The sequence below is a fragment of the Pedobacter yonginensis genome (genome assembly GCF_003173595.1).
In the GTDB taxonomy this organism is placed as follows: domain Bacteria; phylum Bacteroidota; class Bacteroidia; order Sphingobacteriales; family Sphingobacteriaceae; genus Pedobacter; species Pedobacter yonginense.
This window is the reverse complement of sequence record NZ_QGNZ01000004.1, coordinates 280958-301484: the sequence shown is the minus strand read 5'-3', so window position 1 is coordinate 301484 and position 20527 is coordinate 280958. Positions and strand designations below refer to the sequence as shown.

At 39.6% G+C, this 20527-nt stretch carries 15 protein-coding genes; 7 read left to right on the top strand and 8 right to left on the bottom strand.

Translation table 11 applies throughout. The annotated features are described in order from the left end of the window. Positions 1-43: 43 nt before the first annotated feature. A complete protein-coding gene (locus DHW03_RS16205; protein ID WP_109926891.1) occupies positions 44-1372 on the bottom strand; it encodes a putative sensor domain DACNV-containing protein in 1329 nt (442 codons plus the stop codon). Positions 1373-1639: 267 nt separating this feature from the next. Between DHW03_RS16205 and DHW03_RS16200 the strand changes: the two genes are divergently transcribed. The 7 genes from DHW03_RS16200 (at position 1640) to DHW03_RS16170 (ending at position 12236) form a co-directional block, all read left to right on the top strand. After that, positions 1640-3802 carry an ATP-binding protein gene (locus tag DHW03_RS16200; protein ID WP_109926890.1) on the top strand — a complete coding sequence of 721 codons (2163 nt, stop codon included), beginning with the start codon at positions 1640-1642 and terminating at the stop codon, positions 3800-3802. A 308-nt stretch (positions 3803-4110) separates the two neighbouring features. Beyond that, positions 4111-4647, top strand: a complete 537-nt coding sequence (locus DHW03_RS16195) for an RNA polymerase sigma factor (protein WP_109926889.1) — start codon at positions 4111-4113, stop codon at positions 4645-4647. A 106-nt stretch (positions 4648-4753) separates the two neighbouring features. After that, entirely contained in the window at positions 4754-5764 is a 1011-nt protein-coding gene (locus tag DHW03_RS16190; protein ID WP_109926888.1) for a FecR family protein, read from the top strand. Beyond that, positions 5761-9033, top strand: coding sequence for a SusC/RagA family TonB-linked outer membrane protein (locus DHW03_RS16185; RefSeq protein ID WP_109926887.1), 3273 nt, complete (start codon positions 5761-5763; stop codon positions 9031-9033). Before DHW03_RS16190 ends, DHW03_RS16185 begins: the two co-directional genes overlap by 4 nt. A 10-nt stretch (positions 9034-9043) precedes the next feature. Beyond that, positions 9044-10480 (top strand): RagB/SusD family nutrient uptake outer membrane protein, encoded by a 1437-nt coding sequence (locus DHW03_RS16180; protein WP_109926886.1) that lies wholly within the window; start codon positions 9044-9046, stop codon positions 10478-10480. A 10-nt stretch (positions 10481-10490) separates the two neighbouring features. Next, the gene (locus tag DHW03_RS16175; protein ID WP_109926885.1) at positions 10491-11102 is read left to right on the top strand and encodes a restriction endonuclease subunit S domain-containing protein; all 612 of its coding nucleotides are present in this window, start codon (positions 10491-10493) and stop codon (positions 11100-11102) included. Between the two features lie 3 nt (positions 11103-11105). Continuing rightward, the gene (locus DHW03_RS16170) at positions 11106-12236 is read left to right on the top strand and encodes a cytochrome-c peroxidase (RefSeq protein WP_109926884.1); all 1131 of its coding nucleotides are present in this window, start codon (positions 11106-11108) and stop codon (positions 12234-12236) included. Between the two features lie 156 nt (positions 12237-12392). Here the strand turns inward: DHW03_RS16170 and DHW03_RS16165 are convergent, their stop codons facing one another. The 7 genes from DHW03_RS16165 to DHW03_RS16135 are packed head-to-tail and all read right to left on the bottom strand — an operon-like array spanning position 12393 to position 20380. Continuing rightward, on the bottom strand, positions 12393-13256 hold the full coding sequence (locus tag DHW03_RS16165; protein ID WP_109926883.1) for an ROK family protein: 864 nt from the start codon (positions 13254-13256) through the stop codon (positions 12393-12395). 49 nt (positions 13257-13305) lie between these two features. Further along, positions 13306-14394: a glycoside hydrolase family 10 protein gene (locus tag DHW03_RS16160; RefSeq protein ID WP_109927220.1), complete on the bottom strand. Its 1089-nt coding sequence runs from the start codon at positions 14392-14394 to the stop codon at positions 13306-13308. 4 nt (positions 14395-14398) lie between these two features. Continuing rightward, the gene (locus DHW03_RS16155) at positions 14399-15583 is read right to left on the bottom strand and encodes an AGE family epimerase/isomerase (protein WP_109926882.1); all 1185 of its coding nucleotides are present in this window, start codon (positions 15581-15583) and stop codon (positions 14399-14401) included. 1 nt (position 15584) lies between these two features. After that, positions 15585-16577: a DUF4434 domain-containing protein gene (locus DHW03_RS16150; protein WP_240618558.1), complete on the bottom strand. Its 993-nt coding sequence runs from the start codon at positions 16575-16577 to the stop codon at positions 15585-15587. Then, on the bottom strand, positions 16541-17218 hold the full coding sequence (locus tag DHW03_RS16145; protein ID WP_109926881.1) for a GDSL-type esterase/lipase family protein: 678 nt from the start codon (positions 17216-17218) through the stop codon (positions 16541-16543). Before DHW03_RS16145 ends, DHW03_RS16150 begins: the two co-directional genes overlap by 37 nt. Further along, positions 17215-18546, bottom strand: a complete 1332-nt coding sequence (locus tag DHW03_RS16140) for an MFS transporter (protein WP_109926880.1) — start codon at positions 18544-18546, stop codon at positions 17215-17217. The genes DHW03_RS16145 and DHW03_RS16140 overlap by 4 nt, the downstream gene beginning before the upstream one ends. Then, positions 18524-20380 (bottom strand): FAD-dependent oxidoreductase, encoded by a 1857-nt coding sequence (locus DHW03_RS16135; protein ID WP_109926879.1) that lies wholly within the window; start codon positions 20378-20380, stop codon positions 18524-18526. Before DHW03_RS16135 ends, DHW03_RS16140 begins: the two co-directional genes overlap by 23 nt. Between the last annotated feature and the right edge of the window lie 147 nt (positions 20381-20527).

Here is a 20527-nt window from a genome sequence, read left to right as displayed (position 1 = left end):
CCTTTAAACTCCGCCAATTGCTTCACCCATTTGAAGATAAGACTTACGTTTTCCTGTGCTTTTGATTTCTGCTCGTTAAATACTGCTGTGTTTTGATGTTTTCCCACATAATCAGCTTATCTTCTATCTTTGAGAACGCTCTTATATCTCCATCTTGTGAGATGACGAGACCTAAGGACGATGGATGATTCCAACAATAAGCAATCATAGAACGATGTCGAGTGCCGTAATTACGCGGATCATGCGGTTCAAGAGATTTGGGCGTTGCTGTAGCGGTTGAGGAAACATAAATTTTACGGGGCATTTTCTTTGCCCGAAGCACTGCACCAAAACCATTACTCACCATGTTTCTATTGAATAGTACCACCCCATCCACACAAGTTTGAGAGGCAATAAAACTAATGGCACCTTTAATCTCGTCAGCCGTTCCTTGCTTATTATAAAATGAACCTGTTTCCTTGAGATAAAGGGATTTACTTACCGATCTTTTCTTCCCATCTAAATCCCTTTGTATTTTGCTTTCAGCCAAAAAGTTATCTATTGAGGCTTTTGCATGCGCTACCATAGCTAATGTTAAACGTTCGTAATGAATTCTGTATTTAACGTCTAAATCGACACTGTCATCCGCAATTAAGATGGCGCCACCATGCTGATAATTTTGGATTTTGAGCAGTAGTCTGGAAAATGTTTGTATCCATAACCCATCCAAAAAGCTTTCCCAATCGAGGTACAGTTCTCCTGGGTGAATTTGTTCGATATATTCTTGCAGGGCAATCTTTAAAAAATCTGCGTTCTTTCTCAGCATTTTTGAAATTGGCCCAATGGTAAGTACATCGAGGTAACGCTTAACCAAAACATTATGCTTCAAAGTAGCCAAAAGTTCATAATCAAAAAGTACGTTCAAAGTACCGATATCGCTGATTGAGACTTGAAACAATCCGGGTTGTTCTGACCCTGTATCCGACTCGTAATTTAGAAAATTCTGATAGTGCATGGCCTGATCAATCATTCCCCAAATGTAAATGCAGCCTTTTTCATCATAATATACGGCGAGAGATGAACTTGCCGGATCTGCTGCTTTTGAAAGTTTTGCAAGTGACTTGGTAGTCATGGGTACCCGTTGATCGAAAGAAATACAACTCCATCTTTCTGGCACGATATGGCCCGGAGGTGCAGGATCAGGATTTAAGGGATCGATAAATGTAACGGTAACCTTTATCAGCTCACTTTCCTCCTTGCACATACTCGAATAGAAAAGGCAATCAAATAGATCTTCTAAAACTTTAAGTTCGGGAAGCATTGAACTGCTCCTGCTTAAACGCAGCTTGTTCAAAACCAAAAGGGCCAGATCGTTGGGGCGTGAATTTTCCAATATATCGTTATTTGATAATGAAACAGCTAATCTGTAAAATCGTTTGTAGCCTTTGGTATTATTATCAAAACCAACAGGGTTAAGTCACTGCGGGAACTGTCACGTGCCTAACTGGGCCAATTACTTTTAATAAACTTTTCACTTAAAACGCCAATTTAACCCAAGCCGAAAGTAGGAGAAATTAAAACTATTTCTACATACAGGCGTTTATTGTTTCAGGTTTTTCAGCGAGCAATGTATTAACTTTACAGCATTATAAATTATTCCATGCCCATTAATCCGCCCTTCCTCGATGCCCTTAAGGTAATAGAAATTTTCGCTCATACAAAAACGGCCACAGCACTGCATGTTGGTGAAGAGGCTTATATTCAGTTCGCTAACGATGCGATGTTGAATATTTGGGACAAGGATAAATCTGTAATCGGCAAATCTTTGGAGGATGCGCTCCCTGAGCTTAAGGGACAACCTTTCATCGAGATGTTTGCGCAAGTTTGGCGGGATGGGATAACCATTTCTGGTGCAGACACGCCTGCGCAATTGGTTGTGGGTGGTGTAGAACAAACCTTTTATTTTGATTTTGAATATCGCGCCATTCTGGATCAAAGCGGTAAAACCATCTGTATTTTACATAGTGCTACCGATGTAACTGATCGCTATTTAAAGCAGATGGCCATACAGCAAGCCACCGAACAATCTGGTTCTCTAAAAACCGAATTAGCCCTAAATGAGCAGCTTGCCAAGAAAAATAAGGAACTTTCTGCCGTTGTTGAAGAATTAGGTTCATCCAATCAACACCTACACAAAACAAAAGAAAGCCTTGAATACTTAAACCGTAAACTTGATGCACTCGTTAAAGACAGGACAGAGCGGATTTCTTTGTTAAACCAAGAACTGGAGGCATCAAACGAGGAAATCAGAGCTTCTAACGAAGAACTTGCGGCCACCAATGAGGAGCTCTTCACCATCAACGAAAAGATGGAGCTGCTAATTGATGACTTGGCTACAAGCGAGCGGAAATTTAGAAGACTCATTCAGAAAGCTCCTGTTGCAATTAATGTTTTTAAAGGGCCCGATTTTATTATTGAGAGTGCGAATGAGCGGATGCTCGAAATCTGGAATAAGACGGCAGCCGTTGAAGGCAAACATTTTGCCGAAGCTTTGCCGGAGATTGCAAATCAGCCTTTCATCAACATATTGAGAGGCGTTTTGGAAACGGGCATTCCGTATCATGGTCATGAGAGCAGAGCAATTCTCATTAAAAATGGTGTGCCCGAAGAACGTCATTTTGATTTTATCTATCAGCCCATACCAGAAGAAGATGGCAAAATAGGAAGCATTTTACAAGTGGTAACCGAAGTAACCGAACAGGTAAACGCGAGAAAGGAAATCTTGGAGATGAATACCCGATTAAACATTGCTATGGAAGCGGGATCATTAGGCTCTACCGAGGTTGATCTTGAAACCGGGACAATGAAATATAATGATCAGTTTAGGCGCATGTTTGGGAAAAAGCCTGATGAGAATTTCGTCTATACAGATATGTTTGAAGCCATGCTTCCGCAGTATAGAGAAAAGATTAAAGAACTGGTTGGCATTGCTAAGGCAAACCACAGTATTTATAAGGGTGAGTACGAAATTAGGTGGCCCGATGGTTCGCTGCATTGGATTAGTGCGCATGGCCGAGCAAGGTACAACAGCGAGGGCAAACCGATAAAAATGGTTGGCATATTAGCCGATGTTACGGAGTTGAAAGCTGATGAGCAACGAAAAAATGATTTCATTGGCATGGTGAGCCACGAACTTAAAACCCCGCTTACTTCACTTACGGGTTACGTGCAGATTTTGTTATCAAAAGCCCGCAAAAGCGGCGATAGCTTTGCAAATAATGCTTTGGAGAAGGCTGATTATCAGCTCAAAAAAATGGCAAATATGATTAATAGTTTTCTGAACGTATCTAGATTGGAATCTGGAAAAATCCACATCGAGCGTAAAAACTTCGACTTGGTGGAACTTACGCAGGAAATGAAAACGGAATTTATGGTTACTTCAACCAGCCACACGATCATTTTTAACCCTACAGAAAACATTTCAGTAAATGCCGACCGCGATAAGATTGGCCATGTTGTAACTAACCTTATCAGCAATGCCGTAAAATACTCGCCTGCGGGTACAACCATAACCATCAGTTGCCGTGTAGATGGAAACCAAGCCATTACCTCCGTAAGCGACGAGGGCGCGGGCATTAGTGATGAAGATAAAGCAAAACTGTTTGAGCGCTACTACCGCGCAACCAACCAACCTCAAACCATTTCTGGCTTTGGAATTGGACTTTACCTTTGCGCAGAAATAATTAGTAGGCATGATGGCAAAATATGGATAGACAGCGAACCAGGCAAGGGATCGACATTTCTTTTTAGCCTTCCCATTTAAAATGAACACAGGTATTTGAAGCGAAGCGTTTTTGCCAAGATTTTCCTCTTTGGGCCAGAGCACAATTCGGGAAATACTTGCGAAGCATAAAAAACCCAGAGTCTTTTAATTATTTTCAATTCCATTTATCTGAATTGCAACTTATATACATATCATTTTTTAGCATCAATAAAGCTAAATGATTGTATATTAGCATATCCAAAACAAACTTCCCTACAGAATCGAACAGGTTATTATCCTAAGCATGTAGCTATGCGGCATGATCACGGTTGGCATTAGGGCATATTGGAAAAAAACTAGTTACAAGAATGCAGGAAAACATTTGGAAAGATATTCAAAATGGTGATGCCACAGCAATGAAAACACTCTACCGAGAATGTTATCAAAATTTGTATGTGCATGCCTACAGAATGCTACCGGATAAAGAAAAGATAAAAGATTGTCTGCATGAAATTTTCTGCGAACTCTGGGAAAAAAGAAATCATATTGGAGATATAGCCTACATAGAAGCCTATCTAAAAACCTGTGTACGAAACCGGATTCTTAAAGAAATTAAACAAAACAGCCATACCGAGAACTTAGATAATATTGGCGAAAGCTCAGAAATGAGCGTGTATTCATACGAACAGTTGCTTATCGAATCTCAGTACCTGGAAGAAAGGAAATTAAAGATCTGGGATGCCGTCAACAAATTAACCCCAATGCAACGGCAAATTATTTCGCTAAAGTTTTACGAAAGCCTTAGCTATCAAGCAATTGCCGTACAACTTCAGTTAAAACCTAGAACAGTTTACAACCATGTTTACGCAGCCATCTATACGTTGAAAACCGCTTTGAAAGTATGAAAAGGTATTCATAAAAAAATAATTAAAAAATATCTGGTAAAAACAGGCAATCTTTTTCTCTTATAGAAAGAAGCCAATAAAAACCAACATATTTTAAATTATTATTGTGAACTACAACCTATATCTGGCAGAAGATTTTGCTACGGATGAATCTTTTATAGCCTATTACCTTAAAACTGACGTCAATGCGATAAAATTTTGGGAAGACTGGATTAGTCATCATCCTGAAAAAATCGACGAAATTTTTAATGCAGAGCAAATACTTGCACTGATGTATCTTCGGTTACCCGATGAGGAATTCCAGTCGGAATCCAGCCGATTTGATGATTTTCTAAACGTTGTTGCGGCAGAACAGATTTCGACGAAAAGAAAATTTACTTTCAGGCATTCTACTATCCTCACCGCAATTGCAGCCTCGGTAATAGTGGTCATTTTTGCTATTTTCTATTTCAGTCCTGCTAACCAAAGCCTAACCTACATTACCAAGCATAATGGCAATGGTAAAATCTCATCTTTTTATTTGAGCGACGGCACCAAAGTAATTCTTAATGCCAACAGTAGCATTAAGTTGCCTGAGGTTTTTGGCACTGACAAAAGAGACGTCTCCTTAACTGGAGAAGCTTTCTTTGAAGTTGCCAAAGATCCGTCGAGACCTTTTACTGTTGAGGCTAATGGCACCAAAACAACTGTATTGGGTACAAAGTTTAATGTTTCTGCATATGGCAACAGTAGCCATATACAAGTTGCGCTACAGGAGGGAAGTGTAGAATTTTCTGCCAATGCCGATCGAGATAAAATGCGATTAAGGCCTATGGAGATGGCTACGTTTTCGAAGAATAGTAAAACACTTGTACGCACTGCTTTTAATCTAGATGCAGTTTCATCATGGAAAACTGGGCAGATTACTTTTCATCATGCCACCTTTCAAGATATTTCCGAAAGGTTTAAGAACAGCTATGGAATTGTCCTTATCGACCAATCTGGCAAAAAAGACTGGAACTATTCTGGGCACTTTGTAAAAACAGATTACCTCAGCATCATAAAAAGTATCTGCTTTGCCGAAAACCTCAACTTTAAACAAACCAATCAAACTATAGAACTTAAATTAAAAAAATGAAGAAAATTTTATTCAAATGTCTCTTTGCATTAGCCTGCTTTGTGCTTTTTGAGCCGGGTGCCTTTGCGCAACAAAAGAACCCAAGCAACATAAGCGTAAAGTTGAATATTCAAAACAGGCCAATTTTGGAAGTGATCAAGATTCTTGAACAACAAACTGGCTATACCTTTAATTACGACCAGAATATGGTTAAACTGGATCAGAAAATTTCCTTAAAAACTACAGGAAGCTTGCGTAGTGTACTGGATATAATTGCTGAACAGCAGGATCTGGAATTTGGAATTAACGGCAATTCCATATCGATAAGAAAAGCCGCAAGGAAAAGCCCAAAACCCACCCGTACAATAACTGGTACGGTAAGAGATACAGACACAGGAACGCCAATGCCCGGCGTTAATATTTTTGTAAAAGGAACCAGACAGGGGGCCCTCACCAACAGCAATGGCGAATTTATTTATAAAGTAACTGCTGATAAGATAGAGGAAACGGTGTTGGTTTTCAGCTACATTGGGATGAAAACCAAGGAAATAAAAATAGGAAGCCAAGTTTTTTTTAACATCAACCTAGAAACAGAATCTTTTGGCATGAACGAGGTTGTGGTAACGGGATCGTACACAAAAGATAAACGTAGAGAAGATGTGGTAGGAAGTATCTCACAAGTTAGTGCAGAACAGCTCCAAACCGACCGACCTATTGAAAGTTTCGATAAAATGCTTGAGGGGCTAGTAGCAGGTGTTCAGGTAGAAACCACCACAGAACTTAACACCCCTGTTAAAATTAACATACGTGGACTGGGCTCTTTACCTTCATTCGGAGCCTCTAAAAGTAGTTCGACACAGCCTTTATATGTGATTGATGGCATCCCGATGTATGAACAGCAGCGTGGCGATGAAAACATAAATTTTAATGGAGAAAGCTATTTGAATCCCCTTTCTAATGTTAATCCAGACGATATTAAAAGCATTTCGATTTTAAAAGATGCTACCGCTTCGGCATTGTATGGTGCGAATGGTGCAAACGGTGTTATCATCATCACTACAAAAAATGGGAAAGCAGGCAGAACGGTTGTAAACCTCAGCGCTGATGCCGGAGTGGCAACTTTTATTAATCAGTATAAATGGTTAAGCGGCCCTCAATATTATAGTTTATTAAGAGAAGCCTATATAAATGGAGGCCGAAGCGCAACTGAAGCTTCACAGCTTTCTGGCAGCAAAACAACCAATACAGATTGGTTTGATCTTACACAGCGAAACGCCATTTACCAAAATTACGGATTAGAAGTATCGGGCGGAACAGGAAAAACGACCTTTCGTTTTTCAAGCGGTTATAGAAATCAACAGTCTAGCACCTTAACTAATGATTTGAAGAAAATTTATTCTAGGTTAAGGTTAGAACATGAGTTTAGCGATAAATTTAAAGTTGGCATTAATTTAAGTCCGACTTTTAGCAGAAGCAATTCACTTTCTGATTATGGTGCAGTAACCCTGCCTCCAAATTTAGAGCCTTATACAAATGGCACCTACACCGATTTTTTGGGTGTTCCTAACCCATTGGCTGTGTTTGATCAAAATGAAAATAGCGACAAGGGTTTTGAGTTTTTGGGTAACATCAACGCAAGTTATAAGGTTACCAACCATATTTCGCTTTCTGGAACTTTAGGTGCCGATGCTTACCAAAACAAACAATTACAGTATTTATCGGCCTTAAATGCAACAGGAAGAACTGCAAACGGAAGATTGGAGATTTTTGATCGAAGTTATACCAGCTACATTGGCTTTGTACAAGCTGCTTACGATCGTACATTTAAAAAACATACCTTAAATTTTTTACTAGGTACACAAATCGAAAATAAAGAAACTGAACTTTTAAGAGGATCTGGAAGCAACTTTACTTTTGATCGCTTACGGGTGCTTAGTGCCGCAGGTACGAGAAGTTCGGCTTCATCGGCCTCAGAAAACGCTACGGTATCTTATTACTCATCATTAGGTTATGATTTTGAGAAAAAATATTATTTAAACCTTAATGGTCGGATAGATAAATCATCCATTTTTGGGGGAGACAAACAGGTCGCCTTCAATGGTTCGGTGGGGGCAAGTTGGATTATCTCCAAAGAAAATTTCCTTCTCGATAACAAAACACTTACGTTCTTAAAATTAAGAGCAACCTATGGTTCAACGGGGAACTCCAGAATCGGAAATTACTCTGCAAAAGGGCTTTATGATTTTGGTACCTCGTCTGGCACCACCTACAACGGAAATATAGCCGCCACGCCAGATGGTACCGCCGCACCAAACCCTGATTTGGGCTGGGAAAAAAATTACAAGTTTAACTTAGGTTTGGATTTTAATCTATTCGGAAAAGTAGATGTAACCGCCGAATACTACAACAATAAGATCACCGATCTGATATCGAGCGCACTCGTTCCGCTGGAAACCGGGTTTCAAACCATATCAGCCAATACCAGTACTACCGTAAACAAAGGGTTTGAACTAACTATAAGTAGCCAAATCATCAACAATAAAAATTTTAGTTGGAATCTGGCCTATAACTTTGGCACCAATAAAAACAAGCTCATTTCTTTTAACAAAGGTTTGGGCACTCTATACAGTTCGAGAGATGATGCCGCAGCGCTTAGAGAAGGAAACAGCACCAGCGCCATTTATGGCTACTTATGGGCTGGAGTTGATCCACAAACGGGTATGGAAATGTTTTATGATAACAATGGAAAACTCAGCACCGCATCAGAAATTAATGCACTGCCAATATCTTCCGTATCGGTTTTGGGCGATCGTTTACCACAATTTCAAGGTGGGTTAATCAACTCTTTTAACCTTTATCGTTTTAACTTCTCGTTCAATATTTTATACAGCTATGGTGCTGATAAACTAATATTTTACATTAACGAAGCCGATGGGAGGAACCTCCAAAACCGCAACCAAAGTGTTAATTTGATAGATAGATGGCAGAAACCTGGAGACATAACAGATGTTCCACAGTTGCTCATTAATAGGTCAATTGTTTCCAATTCGTCAAGGTATCTGTACGATGTAAGCTACCTAAAGTTATCCAACATATCGCTCAGCTATAAAATTGCCGAAAAATTGGCCAATAAACTACAGCTGCAAAATTTTTCGCTGTTTGCAAACGCAACAAACCTGTTTTATGTATATAAAGATGCAGGCACTAAAGGAAGAAACGGAATTGCTGAAAAAAGATTTACAACACCCGAAACCAGCGCATTTACTGCCGGAATTAGAATCGGACTTTAAAATTTAAAATATGAAAAATTCAACCCCAACCATATTTCTGATCATGGTATTATTCATGTTCAGTTCGTGCGAAAAAATATTAGATAAGGAACCTACAGACAGAATATCCATCGCCGATTTGTTTAAAGATACACAGGGATCAAAAGCAGCACTATCGGGTGCCTACCATGATCTTTTAAGCGAAAATCATTATTCTAAAAACTATATGGTGTACCCTGATTTGCTGGCGGGTAATATTAAATATAGTAAAACCGTTAATAATAGACTGGAAGATATTTACAATGCCAACCAAACGGCAATATTATCTTCAATGAATGATAGTTATACAAGTTTATACGCAGAATTAAATAATGTAAACAACATCATTAGCTATACCCCATCTGCTGCTGGATCTGATTCAGATAAAGCCAAAATTATTGCCGAAGCAAAATGCTTAAGGGCACTTATACATTTCGATTTGGTACGGGCTTTCGCAAGGCCATTTAGTTTTACCGCTGATGGATCACATATCGGCATTGTGGTTAATCTAAAACCCCAATTATATGGCGATGCAGCACCTGTAAGAGCAACTGTAGCGCAAACTTATCAAGCCATTGTAAACGATTTAACCGATGCCATTAACACGTTTGATAATAACAATGTGGGCATTTTAAGTGGTGGCAGTAAACAAAATTATTTCACCAAAACAGCTGCACAAGCCCTATTGGCTAAAGTTTATTTAAATGCAAACAACTGGGACAAGGCCTTTACCACAGCGGATGATTTGATAAAAAGCAACCAATACAGCTTAATTAGCAATGCAAATTACGTTTCAAGTTGGACAGGACGTGTACCCTCTAGCGAATCGATATTTGAGCTTGCCATCGAAACTACATTTTCTGGCACTGGATTAGGCGGCTATTACGATGTAAACAATACAACCTATAGGCAATATGCTGCCACAGGCGATATTACATCCCTCTACTCGGCAACAGATGTAAGAAGAGCTGCAACCATGTTTAATAGCGTTTCAATTAACGGGACAACTTATTTTTTCAGCAAGAAATATGCAATAGGCGGCACCGCCCAAACACCTATCAAAGTGCTTCGACTATCAGAACTCTATCTAATCAGGGCAGAGGCTGCAATAGAGAAATCGACACCTGATTTTACAACCGCAAATGCCGACTTAAACTTGATTAGAAAGCGTGGTGATGCCGCCGCATCAACTTTGAACATTGCCATTAAGGCTGATTTGATAGATGCTATTTTATTAGAACGCAGGAAGGAATTGGCTTTTGAAGGAAACTTACTGTTTGATTTGGCGCGTCGTAAAAAGAATATTGCGAGAAGTGATTGCAATGCAAACGCCTGCAACCTAAATGCTGACGACACAAGGCTGGTGATGCCATTGCCTGCCAATACCATTATCGCAAACAACTCGATTATCCAGAACAAAGATTATTAATTTAAAAGACATGAAAAAGATATTCATTATCCTAACGGCAATTTTGATGGCTGCTGGTTGTAAAAAAGATCAACCAGAAGATAAAACAGATTTATATCCAGACCAACCAGCAACGGTTCCATCATCAAGTGCAATGGCTACATTTCAATCCAATACCTCTTTTTATCAAATGTTTGTTTACCGTTTCGATCCAGTTGCAAACGCTTGGACGAATCGAATTGCCAGTCACTTCTCGACCATATCCTCAACTGATCCATCATTTTTAGGTTTTACAAACCCCTATGTAGCAGATAGCGGTGTCCCTCTTTTTGATATGGTAAGATTATACTCCACCCAAACGGGTACAACCAACATAAAAACCGTAAAAATAAATGCCGATCAAGTATTGCAATTTTTCCCAGATTATATTGGCTCAAAAACTGGAGTTGTTAAGGTTAAGCCACAAGATATAACGCTCACCAAAGCAGATGCGAGCACCTTTAAAATAGGCATAACCGGATCGGGAACCTACAGCGAGATCACAAAAGTGATTGATTTATCCATAACCTTTAACGAAGCCAGCATCGGTGCAACTACAAGAACCTTTGCATATAAGTTAAGTCCAACAGCATTATCCTTATAACACATGAAAAGAATAACCCTAATTGCCACGGTACTGGTATTTTTTGTTTTCAGCACTGCCTTTTTACAAGATAAAGATTATACCATTGCACAACTCAGAGAGATATATAGCGGTGATGCTTCCAAATGGCCAAAACCATTTTTAGATGCTGAGGCTAAACCAGGTTTTAAAGATATTGGTTATTTAGGCAGACCTGTATATCCGGAAAGCAACCCCTACTCTGCCGAAAAAGAAAAACTGGGCAAAATCCTTTTCTTCGACCCTAGAATGTCGGTTTCCAAGCAAATTGCCTGTGCATCTTGCCATGATCCTGAACTCGGTTGGGGCGATGGAAAGCGAGTGGCTTATGGTCACGATCGGCAAAATGGCAAAAGAAATGCCATGACCATTTTGAACACCGCTTTTTACCAGAAACTTTTTTGGGATGGAAGAGCCACCAGCTTAGAACACCAGTCGGGTTTCCCTGTAAAAGACCATGTAGAGATGAATCAGGATTTATCGGTGATGGTGAAAAATATTAGCGAAATTGAGGGCTATAAATCGTTATTTGCCAAAGCATTTGGTTCAACACAAATCGATTTGGATAGAATACAAAAGGCCATTGCCACCTTCGAACGTGGTATTGTAAGCACGGGCAGCCAATTCGATGCCTTCGTTAGAGGTAATAAAGCGGCTTTAAAAGACGAACAGGTGTTGGGTTTACATCTTTTCAGAACAAAAGCCAGATGTATTAATTGCCACAATACGCCGCTTTTCAGCGACAATAAATTCCATAATGATGGACAAGCCTTGTTGGGCTCCAAATTTGAGGATCTTGGCTTATACAATGTAACCAAAAACCTAAAAGATGTAGGGGCTTTTAGAACGCCTTCTTTAAGAGAGACCAATATTACAGGTCCTTGGATGCATCATGGAAATTTCCCTTCGCTAAAAGATGTAATCGAATTTTATAACCTTGGTAACCCAATTGCAGAACAAAGGGCTTTAAAAGTGCCCGATTCCTTGAAAACGCCAAAATCGACTATGTTACGCAAATTGAATCTTAACTTAACTGAACAAAATGCTTTAGAGGCTTTTTTAAGATCGATAAGTACAAGAGTAAATAAAATTAACCCACCAATACTTCCAAAATAATGCAAAGTGCAAATAGGATAGCTCTTAAATACGACCTATCCTATTTGCCTTGTAATCAGGTTAATTTCAATAAAAAGCCTGTATAAACCAATTGATCATCGAAAATGGAGATGCAATTCAAACAAAAATCATCAGCGGATGCGTTGTGAATAAGTCTTATATTTCTTTAACATAATTAGATATGGAGTACAAGCTTGCAGCGCCTAAAATCGCACATCGTTCTCCCAATTCAGATCTATGTATAATAGCATTTGTAGTTGTGAGCTGTTTACTAAATAATTCGAAAGCGTTTGAAATATTCCCACCCAGAAATACATGACCGTATTCCTGATTTTGCATGGTGGACTTGAGCAAACTGTTTAGGTTATCGCCAAATTCTTCAAATATGTTGGCAACCAATTCAGGGTTTTTATCCGCTTCGAGCAAATCTTTTGCCCCTCTAATGTATTTGCCTGTCATCCGATAATACTTCTCTATAAACCAGCCAGTAGAGAGATAATCTTCGGCTATGCCATTTTTAAATGGCATGCACCAAAGTTTCATATCGGTGTAAGCGCCCCTTACATAACTACTGCTGCCAAAGCCAGTGCCTAAAGTAAGCCCAATGGCCGAGTCATTTTCTTCAATAAAACGGTGGAATATCTCACCCCTTAAAAAACACAGGGCATCATTTTCAGTTAAGATGGATAGGTCGAATCGATTAATTGCCTTATGTAAAGCCTCTTTGATATTTATTCCGTATAACGACCTGAATTTTTTTTGGTCCTTAATCAGCATAATGCCATTTTGGTAGTCCATCGGGCCAGGCAAAGCAAGCCCTATGTGTTCAATTTTTCCTTTATAAGAAGCAATAAGTTCTTTGAGCAAAGCTGACCAAGAGCTTAGAATTTCCTCACTGGATGAAGAAGCATCTATTTTGCATTTTAGGAATGTACCATCTAAAAGATTTCTTGTAGAAAGATCTACCAATCCTGCACTCATGTGCGAGCCACCTATATCTGCACCAATAACAATATTCATGGTAAATTTTATTTGTAGGTTTTCTTAAATTCCATTAGTTTGGTCTGCATTATGGCTGTTCGGCATAAGCTTTAAAGAATTCACTATGGAGCTTAATGCCCTCATAGAAAAAAAACACCTCCCCTTTCACACCGTTCTCTCTGTTTAACCTAACCATTTCTTTCAAAAAAGTTGCATCGGGGCTATAATCGTCCACTTTTAGCAATAGGCCTGGGTAAAAGAGCCGTTTCTTATCGGCTGGTATAAAGCTTAAAGTTGCCTCTAGTGCTAACTTATATTTCTTTAAATCGTAGCGGTAAATCTGCGGGAAAATATAATCTACATAACCATCTTTTAACCATGTTGGCCAATCTTGAAGATACTCTTCCTTACTCCATGGATAAATACTGGGCGCCATCGTGACCAGCATATTAGGCTTAACTTTCTTTACGTTTTGATAAAGTTCTTTCAAATAACTGTTAAGCCTTTTTGCCCTCCAATCTACCCATTCAGGCTCCTTATAATCTGTAGGGGGAAGTTTTCCGCCATGTTCTTTTTTGTACTCAGCAATGGTATATTTATCATAACCTGCGGTTGAAGGTTGTGCTGGCAAACGGTCATCTCCTTGAACCCCATCAACATCATATCCTTGTACAACTTCCATTATCAATGAGTTAACAAAATGCTGCACTTCAGGCAAAAATGCATTCATCCACTCGAAATTATTTTTACTCACCAACTTACCTTGACTGTTCTTGGCTGCCCATTCTGGACGCTTTTTTATGATATTGCCTCCATTATCTTTGTATGATGAAGAAAAGCCAAACTCAAACCAGGCATGTACCTTAATGCTTTTCTTATGGGCCTCTTCTATCAGTTCTTTCAAGGGATCTCTTCCATTAAACCGTGGGTCGATTTCTACGCCAAACGCTTTCTTCATTACCTTGCTCGGATAGAGCGTATTTCCCCTATTCCAAGTCACAACGAATATGGTATTAATTCCACTTTGCTTACAAAGGGCCACCGCATCTACAATATTTTTACGCGAATCTAAAACCTGACTGGCGACATTGGTTAGCCAAACTCCCTTTATTGGTTCTTGAGCGCTTACTCGAACCATTGCTGTTACCAAGCATAACGCTAGAACAATATTTTTCATGTATTTAAAATTTGATGGTTTTAAGCTGTTTTTCTTCAATTTTTTCAAGTGTTTTATACACTTGTAGCAATCCTCTTGGGATGTGAAAACAACCTTTCCACTTCCCCCCTTTGGCTGGGATGAGCACCTTACCTTCCCGATTTAGATATCCGAACCATTCGCCATACTCCTCATCTCTAAAGTGCTTCCATGTGTATTCGTGAACAATTTTAAACCACTTTTTACATTCTTCGTTTGCCGTTAATTCGTATGCTTTCGCCAAACAAACTAAGGTTTCGATATGTACCCACCAAAGTTTTTGATCCCATTCGAGTTGTTGCATCGGACTGTTTTTTACATCCAGAAAATAAAAAATGCCTCCATTTTCCGTATCCCATCCAGTTTTAAGGGTATGAAGCGCAATTTCAATTGCCCGCTCGATCAACTTTTTATTGTGGAGCCTTTTTCCTAAATCCATAATAAACCACATGGCCTCAATGGTATGGCCAGGGTTAATGCTGCGCCCCTCAAAAGAGTTTACAAAACTGCCATCAGGTGCTACATTTTCCAGAATAAGCCCGCTTTCCTCCTGATAGAAAATGTCCATCACCTCGTGGATAACTTCTTCGATAAGATCATCTACAATTCTTTTGTCGAGCAAATGTTCCATTTCTAAGGATAAATTGCAGAGAATCATAGGCAGCGCAAAATTCTTTAGTGGCCTGGTTTCTGGATATGCCTTGTTGTAAATCCCTTTGGGGTTGTTTCGTTTGTGAAGTATATTTTGGAAAGTTTTTGTTGCAATATCTGCATACTCATCCTGCTGATCAATTTTATACAGGGCACCAAAGCCCATAGCGGCAAAACAATCCGAAAAAATGTTATAGGGCTGAACCAGTGGGCTTCCGTTTCTATTGAAAGAAAAATACCAATTACCTAGTTTATCCCTGCCATGCTTCTTCATAAAATCGGCCCCATGCCTAGCCATATCCAGCCATTCTTGTTTGGCTTCTACTTGCTTGTACATGGTCGAAAATGTCCAGATTTGGCGGCCCTGAAGCCATGCAAACTTATCGGTATCGTAAACTTTCCCCTCCCTGTCTAAACAAGTAAAATAGCCTCCATGAGTTTGATCAATAGAATGCGCTTCCCAAAATGGGAGTACATGATTTAATAGTTCGTTTTTGTAAATGTTGTGGTGGACGTTCATGTTAAAGTAGTGTGTTAATGTATTCTTGGTAGCGATTGAAAAGATGCCCTGCCTGTAGATAGGAAGACTGTGGGCTCATAAAATGTGAAAATTCAAAAGTGATGGCCTTATCGTAACCAGCCTTAGCTGCTGCTTCTAGCTTAAGCTTTAGCTTTTCAAATTTGATGGGTAAAAACTTGATGGGCATATCCCGGTCGAAACTTTCGGCATTAGTCCAGCAAGAGAGGCCAAAACGATCGGCCATTTGCTTGTTAACAGCAAAGAAATGTTCAAGTTCATGGTAATCGATGTGCCCATCCTGAAAAGCAACTGCATCTACAGAGCCCTTTAATCCAGAGAAAATTTCCGACCATTCTTTTTCATGTTCCTCCACCGATACAGCATCAGATTTAATCAAGTTTGATGAGGCTGCCATAACCGCTTTTTTACCGTCAATCCATGGAGAAATTAGTGTAGGCAAACCACCACTTACACCCTTACATTGCAAGCCAAGCGTATTAAATGCTTCAGTCGCACCTTTTGTTTTTCTACTGATTTCCATGCTTAAATACCAACCTTTAAAACTTTTATGATGGCCGTATTTTGCCCACACCTCATCTACAACATATCGATTTACATCAATTTCGTGTGTCATATTACCCGTATCCCAATATTTCCCGCTATCATACAGTCCGAAATAAAAATTCATGTTTAGTTGATCGGCGAGGTTGAGAAACAGTTCCACCAAATCAACAGGCGGGTTATAGCAGCCAAAAGTTTCTTGCAGGTAAACGGATGGGTAGGTAAGAAATCTGCGATAACCACTCCGGATTAATATTACAGTATCAATCCCTATAGCTTTCATGTATAGAAAATCTTGCTCCCACTCTTGGGCACCCCAATTTTGATGGGGAATGTCGTGAGAAATCTCATCGATAAAAGTGCCTGTTATTTTCATTGATTTGCTTTTCGTTAAGGTTATATCAAACCCTTCTTTCTTAGATATTTTACCCATGCTTCATAGGCTTGAGGTTTCAAATGAAGTCCATCAGTACTCCATTCAGCTTTTAACTGTCCATCTTGATCTACAAAAATTGGCTGTAAGTTGATGTAGCCAACATGGAGTTCACGGCAAAGGGCTTTTAGCGCTTTGTTCATTTTTAAAATATCTTTGTTATTAAGCCTGCTGTATATTTTGGCAAGCATTTTTTCATTTACTGGTAGTGTTGCCTGCATGTACAGCAGGGTATTGGGCGCCTTTGTGCGGATAAGCTGAATGATTTCTCGTTGCCGAGCGGTAATTTGTGCAATAGGAACGCCGATTTTCAAATCATTTATTCCAATCATTACAAATACTTTTTTGGGTTTGTTGGCAACTTCTTCTGCAACGCGGGCCAATACGCCCAAGGTTACGTCGCCACTAATGCCGCGGTTAAGAACACGCTCATCCGGAATGAGTTTTTGCCAATTGCCAACTTCGGTTATGCTATTCCCAATAAAAACCACTTCCCCACCAACGGTTGGCGTTTTATTGAAAATTTCGCGGCGTTGCTTGTAATTAGGGGTTAAAAAGGCCGAATCGATAGAGGCTTGTGCATGTGCGAACAGCACAGAACCGAGTATTAAAACGACAAGCAAGTTTAAAATCTTCATCATATATTTTCTTCTTTATCTTCTTGAACGGGCTGCAACGGAACAAGCCATGTAACTATAAAAGCTGGAATAGTGGCAACCAATACCCAAATGAAAAACGATTTATACCCCAAGTAGTCGCTCAGTACACCGCTAATCATAGAAGGAATCATAAAGCCGAGATTCATCAAACCACTTCCGAAGGCATAATGTGCCATTTTATACTTGCCAGGCGCAATATTCTGCATCATAAATAAGATTAACCCAACAAACCCAAATCCGTACCCAAAATATTCTATGGCTACAGCTGTACCAACAACAAATAAGCTTGTAGGCATGGTAACGGCCAGAAAAGCGTATGCAGCAAAAGGTAAGTTGAAAAATGCACAAAGGATGAGCAAGGTTTTTTTGCTGAGGCCTTTGTTGGAGATGAAATATCCCGCCGCTAAAGAACCCAGTACGAAAGAGATAGAACCGAAAACACCATACAGCAAGCCAATTTCGGAAGTACTAAGTCCAAGCCCACCGCTTGCTCTCGATGCTTTGAAAAACAGTGGCGTAATTTTGATGGCCTGCCCTTCTGCAAAGCGATAAAAAACGATAAAACAGAGGCTAAACAAGATATTCTTTTTCTGGAAAAAAGTGATAATCACATCTTTAAGCGTTGCAAAGCCACTTTTGAGTGTGTGTATCTTTTGCGCTTCACTGCTATTTGGGATTACTTTCATGTTGTAAAGCCCTAGGCAAACCATAATGACACCGTAAAGAAACATAACCACCGTCCAGGCGTTTGTGATTCCGATTTTATTTTCAAGTTCTCCAGCCAAATAAACGAGCACACCGCCAGACAAAACTTTTGCGATGTTGTAAAAAGCGCCCTGCCAACCCACAAATTTAGCCTGTTCCTTAGCATTAAGTTCGTTTAGGTAAACACCATCTGCCGCGGTATCGTGGGTAGAGCCACTGATGGCAATTAAACCAAGCATGGCAATAGAAAAACTAAAAAAACGATCCGCTTGAAGACTCAAGGCTACCAAGCCAAACAACACTCCGGTAAGCATTTGGGTGATGTAAACAAAAAACTTCCGGGTACGATACATTTCCAAAAATGGCCCCCAAAGTGGCTTAACTGTCCAAGGAAACATAATCAAGGAAGTCCAGAAGGCAATTTTTGTGTCCGAAACCCCCATATTTTTATACATAATGGCGCTTGCGCCAGAGAGGGCTACAAAAGGTAAACCCATGGCAAACCACGTTGTTGGAATCCAATAAAATGGACTTATCTTTTTAGGCTGTATGGTATCCACAGTGTTTTCTTTTAATATTGGATTAAGGGTTTTGATAAGCGCCATTGAAATCCATTTTAACAGCAAACGGATTGAGGAATTTATCAACTATGCGAGCGATCATCCTCCTCTTTATTGGGCCTGTCAGCGCAATTTCTTGCGATTTTAAAAAGCCGTTAAAATCATTTTTGGTAACTGTGCTTTTTTGGGTTGATAGTACTTTGAAACAGAAATCAGCATCAACCAAATCGGTAGCAACGGTGAGTTTTTTGCTTGCCGGATATAAAATAGATAGCCCGTCCAAAAGTTCGCGTTTTTCAAGCGTGGAATCGGGATAAAACCAGGTTTGATTTGCCCATTTATACGCTATGCCCGTTCCTTTTATAATTCCTGAAGCGCCAATTCGCTGTATTGAAGCAAAATCTTTATCATCTGGCTTAACATCGATATAAGGCATCAGGTAGGCTTTGCCATTCAATAATGCCTGCTGCACCTGTCTAATATTCACATTAGCAGGTTCCATTTTGGTTAGTATGGATGTAGCCGCAAGCGCTCCGGCAGCCTGCCCAACAAGGAGTACAACCGGTTGCAAACGCGTGGTACCCGCTACAATATTGGAAACGCTGATGCTCTTTTCGGCCACAATTAAACCATCGGTATTGGCAGGGATTAAACTACCCAAAGGGATAGAATAGGATGGAACTTTTATTTTAATGAAATCTATTTTCGGTGCATTTGGATTTTTAAGGTGATGATGATCGATTGGGTAATCACCAACTGCAATCCCAGTTCTATACAATGCGGTTTGCTGTGTGTAGGGATTCATTAAATCGTTGACGGTAAAGTTAACCTTACCTGATAATCTTCGAGATTCCCGATAATAGGGCATCATGGGCAAGCCATCGGCGGTTGGGTATTCATCATCAGGTAAGCCGAGGTTTTTATATCCGAGAACCTTTTGGATGTAGTAAACAAACCGTAAGCTGTGCAACTTAGCTTCCTTTAAAGCCTTCTCACGATCTACCTTGCTCATCTCAACAATATTCATGTAAATATCGTTACCACATTTTGGCCAGTTAATCATGTACTTACCGTTTGGTAGCCTGCCATAAGCCAGCATTTTGGCACAATCATTTTTGGCTTGTTGTAGATCGGCCGACGGATCGGAAACATCACATGCACATTCAAAATCTTTAGCATTGTAACCGATTGGTTTTGGTATTGTTTTATCGGCATTTTTGCCATAATCTTTCAGGGTAACCACATAAGTTAAATCCTGAACAATATCATTTGATTTTTCTGGCGCAAACGCTTCTCCTGTCCTCGCTCGGCTGTCCATCCCCATTACATAAGGAACTTTAAGATAAGCCATTACATCGCCCAGTTCTGTCGCATCTATTATAAGTTTAGAGCGTATTTGGGTTTTGCGCCCTGCCTTTAGGATTTGTGTAGTCCAGCCACCTGTAGTTCTATCTACTTTTTGCCAAACAGTTTGGTAGATGATTTGGAGATTTGGATTTTTAGCCATTTCGACTAAAATTTTTTGGCCAACTGACGGCTCAAATAAAGTATTGCTTACCCAACCCGTTTCTACTTTTTTGGGCCCACCATAATGCTGATATAACTTTTCTCTAAACTCTCCCCATAAACCAGAAGGCAAATTGTGGTTTCCATCTATTGCAGAAACACCCGCAGAAGTGAGCATTCCACCAAGCCATTCAGTTTCTTCAATTAATATTGTTTTAACCCCCATCCTCGAAGCCTGCACCGCAGCCATAGTACCACTTGCACCACCACCAATAATAAGGAGATCGGTAGTGAGCTTTTGCTGTGCACGAACCGGAGTATTTGCTAGAAATAGCAGAAAAAAAACAACTAGCTTAGTAAAGTTTGATAGCATAAGGGATATTGTTAGAATTGCCCGAGTTGTAAATATATAACTTTTTTAAAAAATTTAATAACTTGAATTTATTTTTTAATAAATTTTATCAACATTTTGTGCAGCATCCAAAACCTTTTTATTATTTTTAGAAAATGAAGTTCCAAA

Coding starts and splice junctions, on each gene's coding strand:
- DHW03_RS16200 (WP_109926890.1), top strand. CDS start 1,640: ATGCCCATTAATCCGCCCTTCCTCGATGCCCTTAAGGTAATAGAAATT.
- DHW03_RS16195 (WP_109926889.1), top strand. CDS start 4,111: ATGCAGGAAAACATTTGGAAAGATATTCAAAATGGTGATGCCACAGCA.
- DHW03_RS16185 (WP_109926887.1), top strand. CDS start 5,761: ATGAAGAAAATTTTATTCAAATGTCTCTTTGCATTAGCCTGCTTTGTG.
- DHW03_RS16180 (WP_109926886.1), top strand. CDS start 9,044: ATGAAAAATTCAACCCCAACCATATTTCTGATCATGGTATTATTCATG.
- DHW03_RS16175 (WP_109926885.1), top strand. CDS start 10,491: ATGAAAAAGATATTCATTATCCTAACGGCAATTTTGATGGCTGCTGGT.
- DHW03_RS16170 (WP_109926884.1), top strand. CDS start 11,106: ATGAAAAGAATAACCCTAATTGCCACGGTACTGGTATTTTTTGTTTTC.
- DHW03_RS16165 (WP_109926883.1), bottom strand. CDS start 13,256: ATGAATATTGTTATTGGTGCAGATATAGGTGGCTCGCACATGAGTGCA.
- DHW03_RS16160 (WP_109927220.1), bottom strand. CDS start 14,394: ATGAAAAATATTGTTCTAGCGTTATGCTTGGTAACAGCAATGGTTCGA.
- DHW03_RS16155 (WP_109926882.1), bottom strand. CDS start 15,583: ATGAACGTCCACCACAACATTTACAAAAACGAACTATTAAATCATGTA.
- DHW03_RS16150 (WP_240618558.1), bottom strand. CDS start 16,577: ATGGGTAAAATATCTAAGAAAGAAGGGTTTGATATAACCTTAACGAAA.
- DHW03_RS16145 (WP_109926881.1), bottom strand. CDS start 17,218: ATGATGAAGATTTTAAACTTGCTTGTCGTTTTAATACTCGGTTCTGTG.
- DHW03_RS16140 (WP_109926880.1), bottom strand. CDS start 18,546: ATGGCGCTTATCAAAACCCTTAATCCAATATTAAAAGAAAACACTGTG.
- DHW03_RS16135 (WP_109926879.1), bottom strand. CDS start 20,380: ATGCTATCAAACTTTACTAAGCTAGTTGTTTTTTTTCTGCTATTTCTA.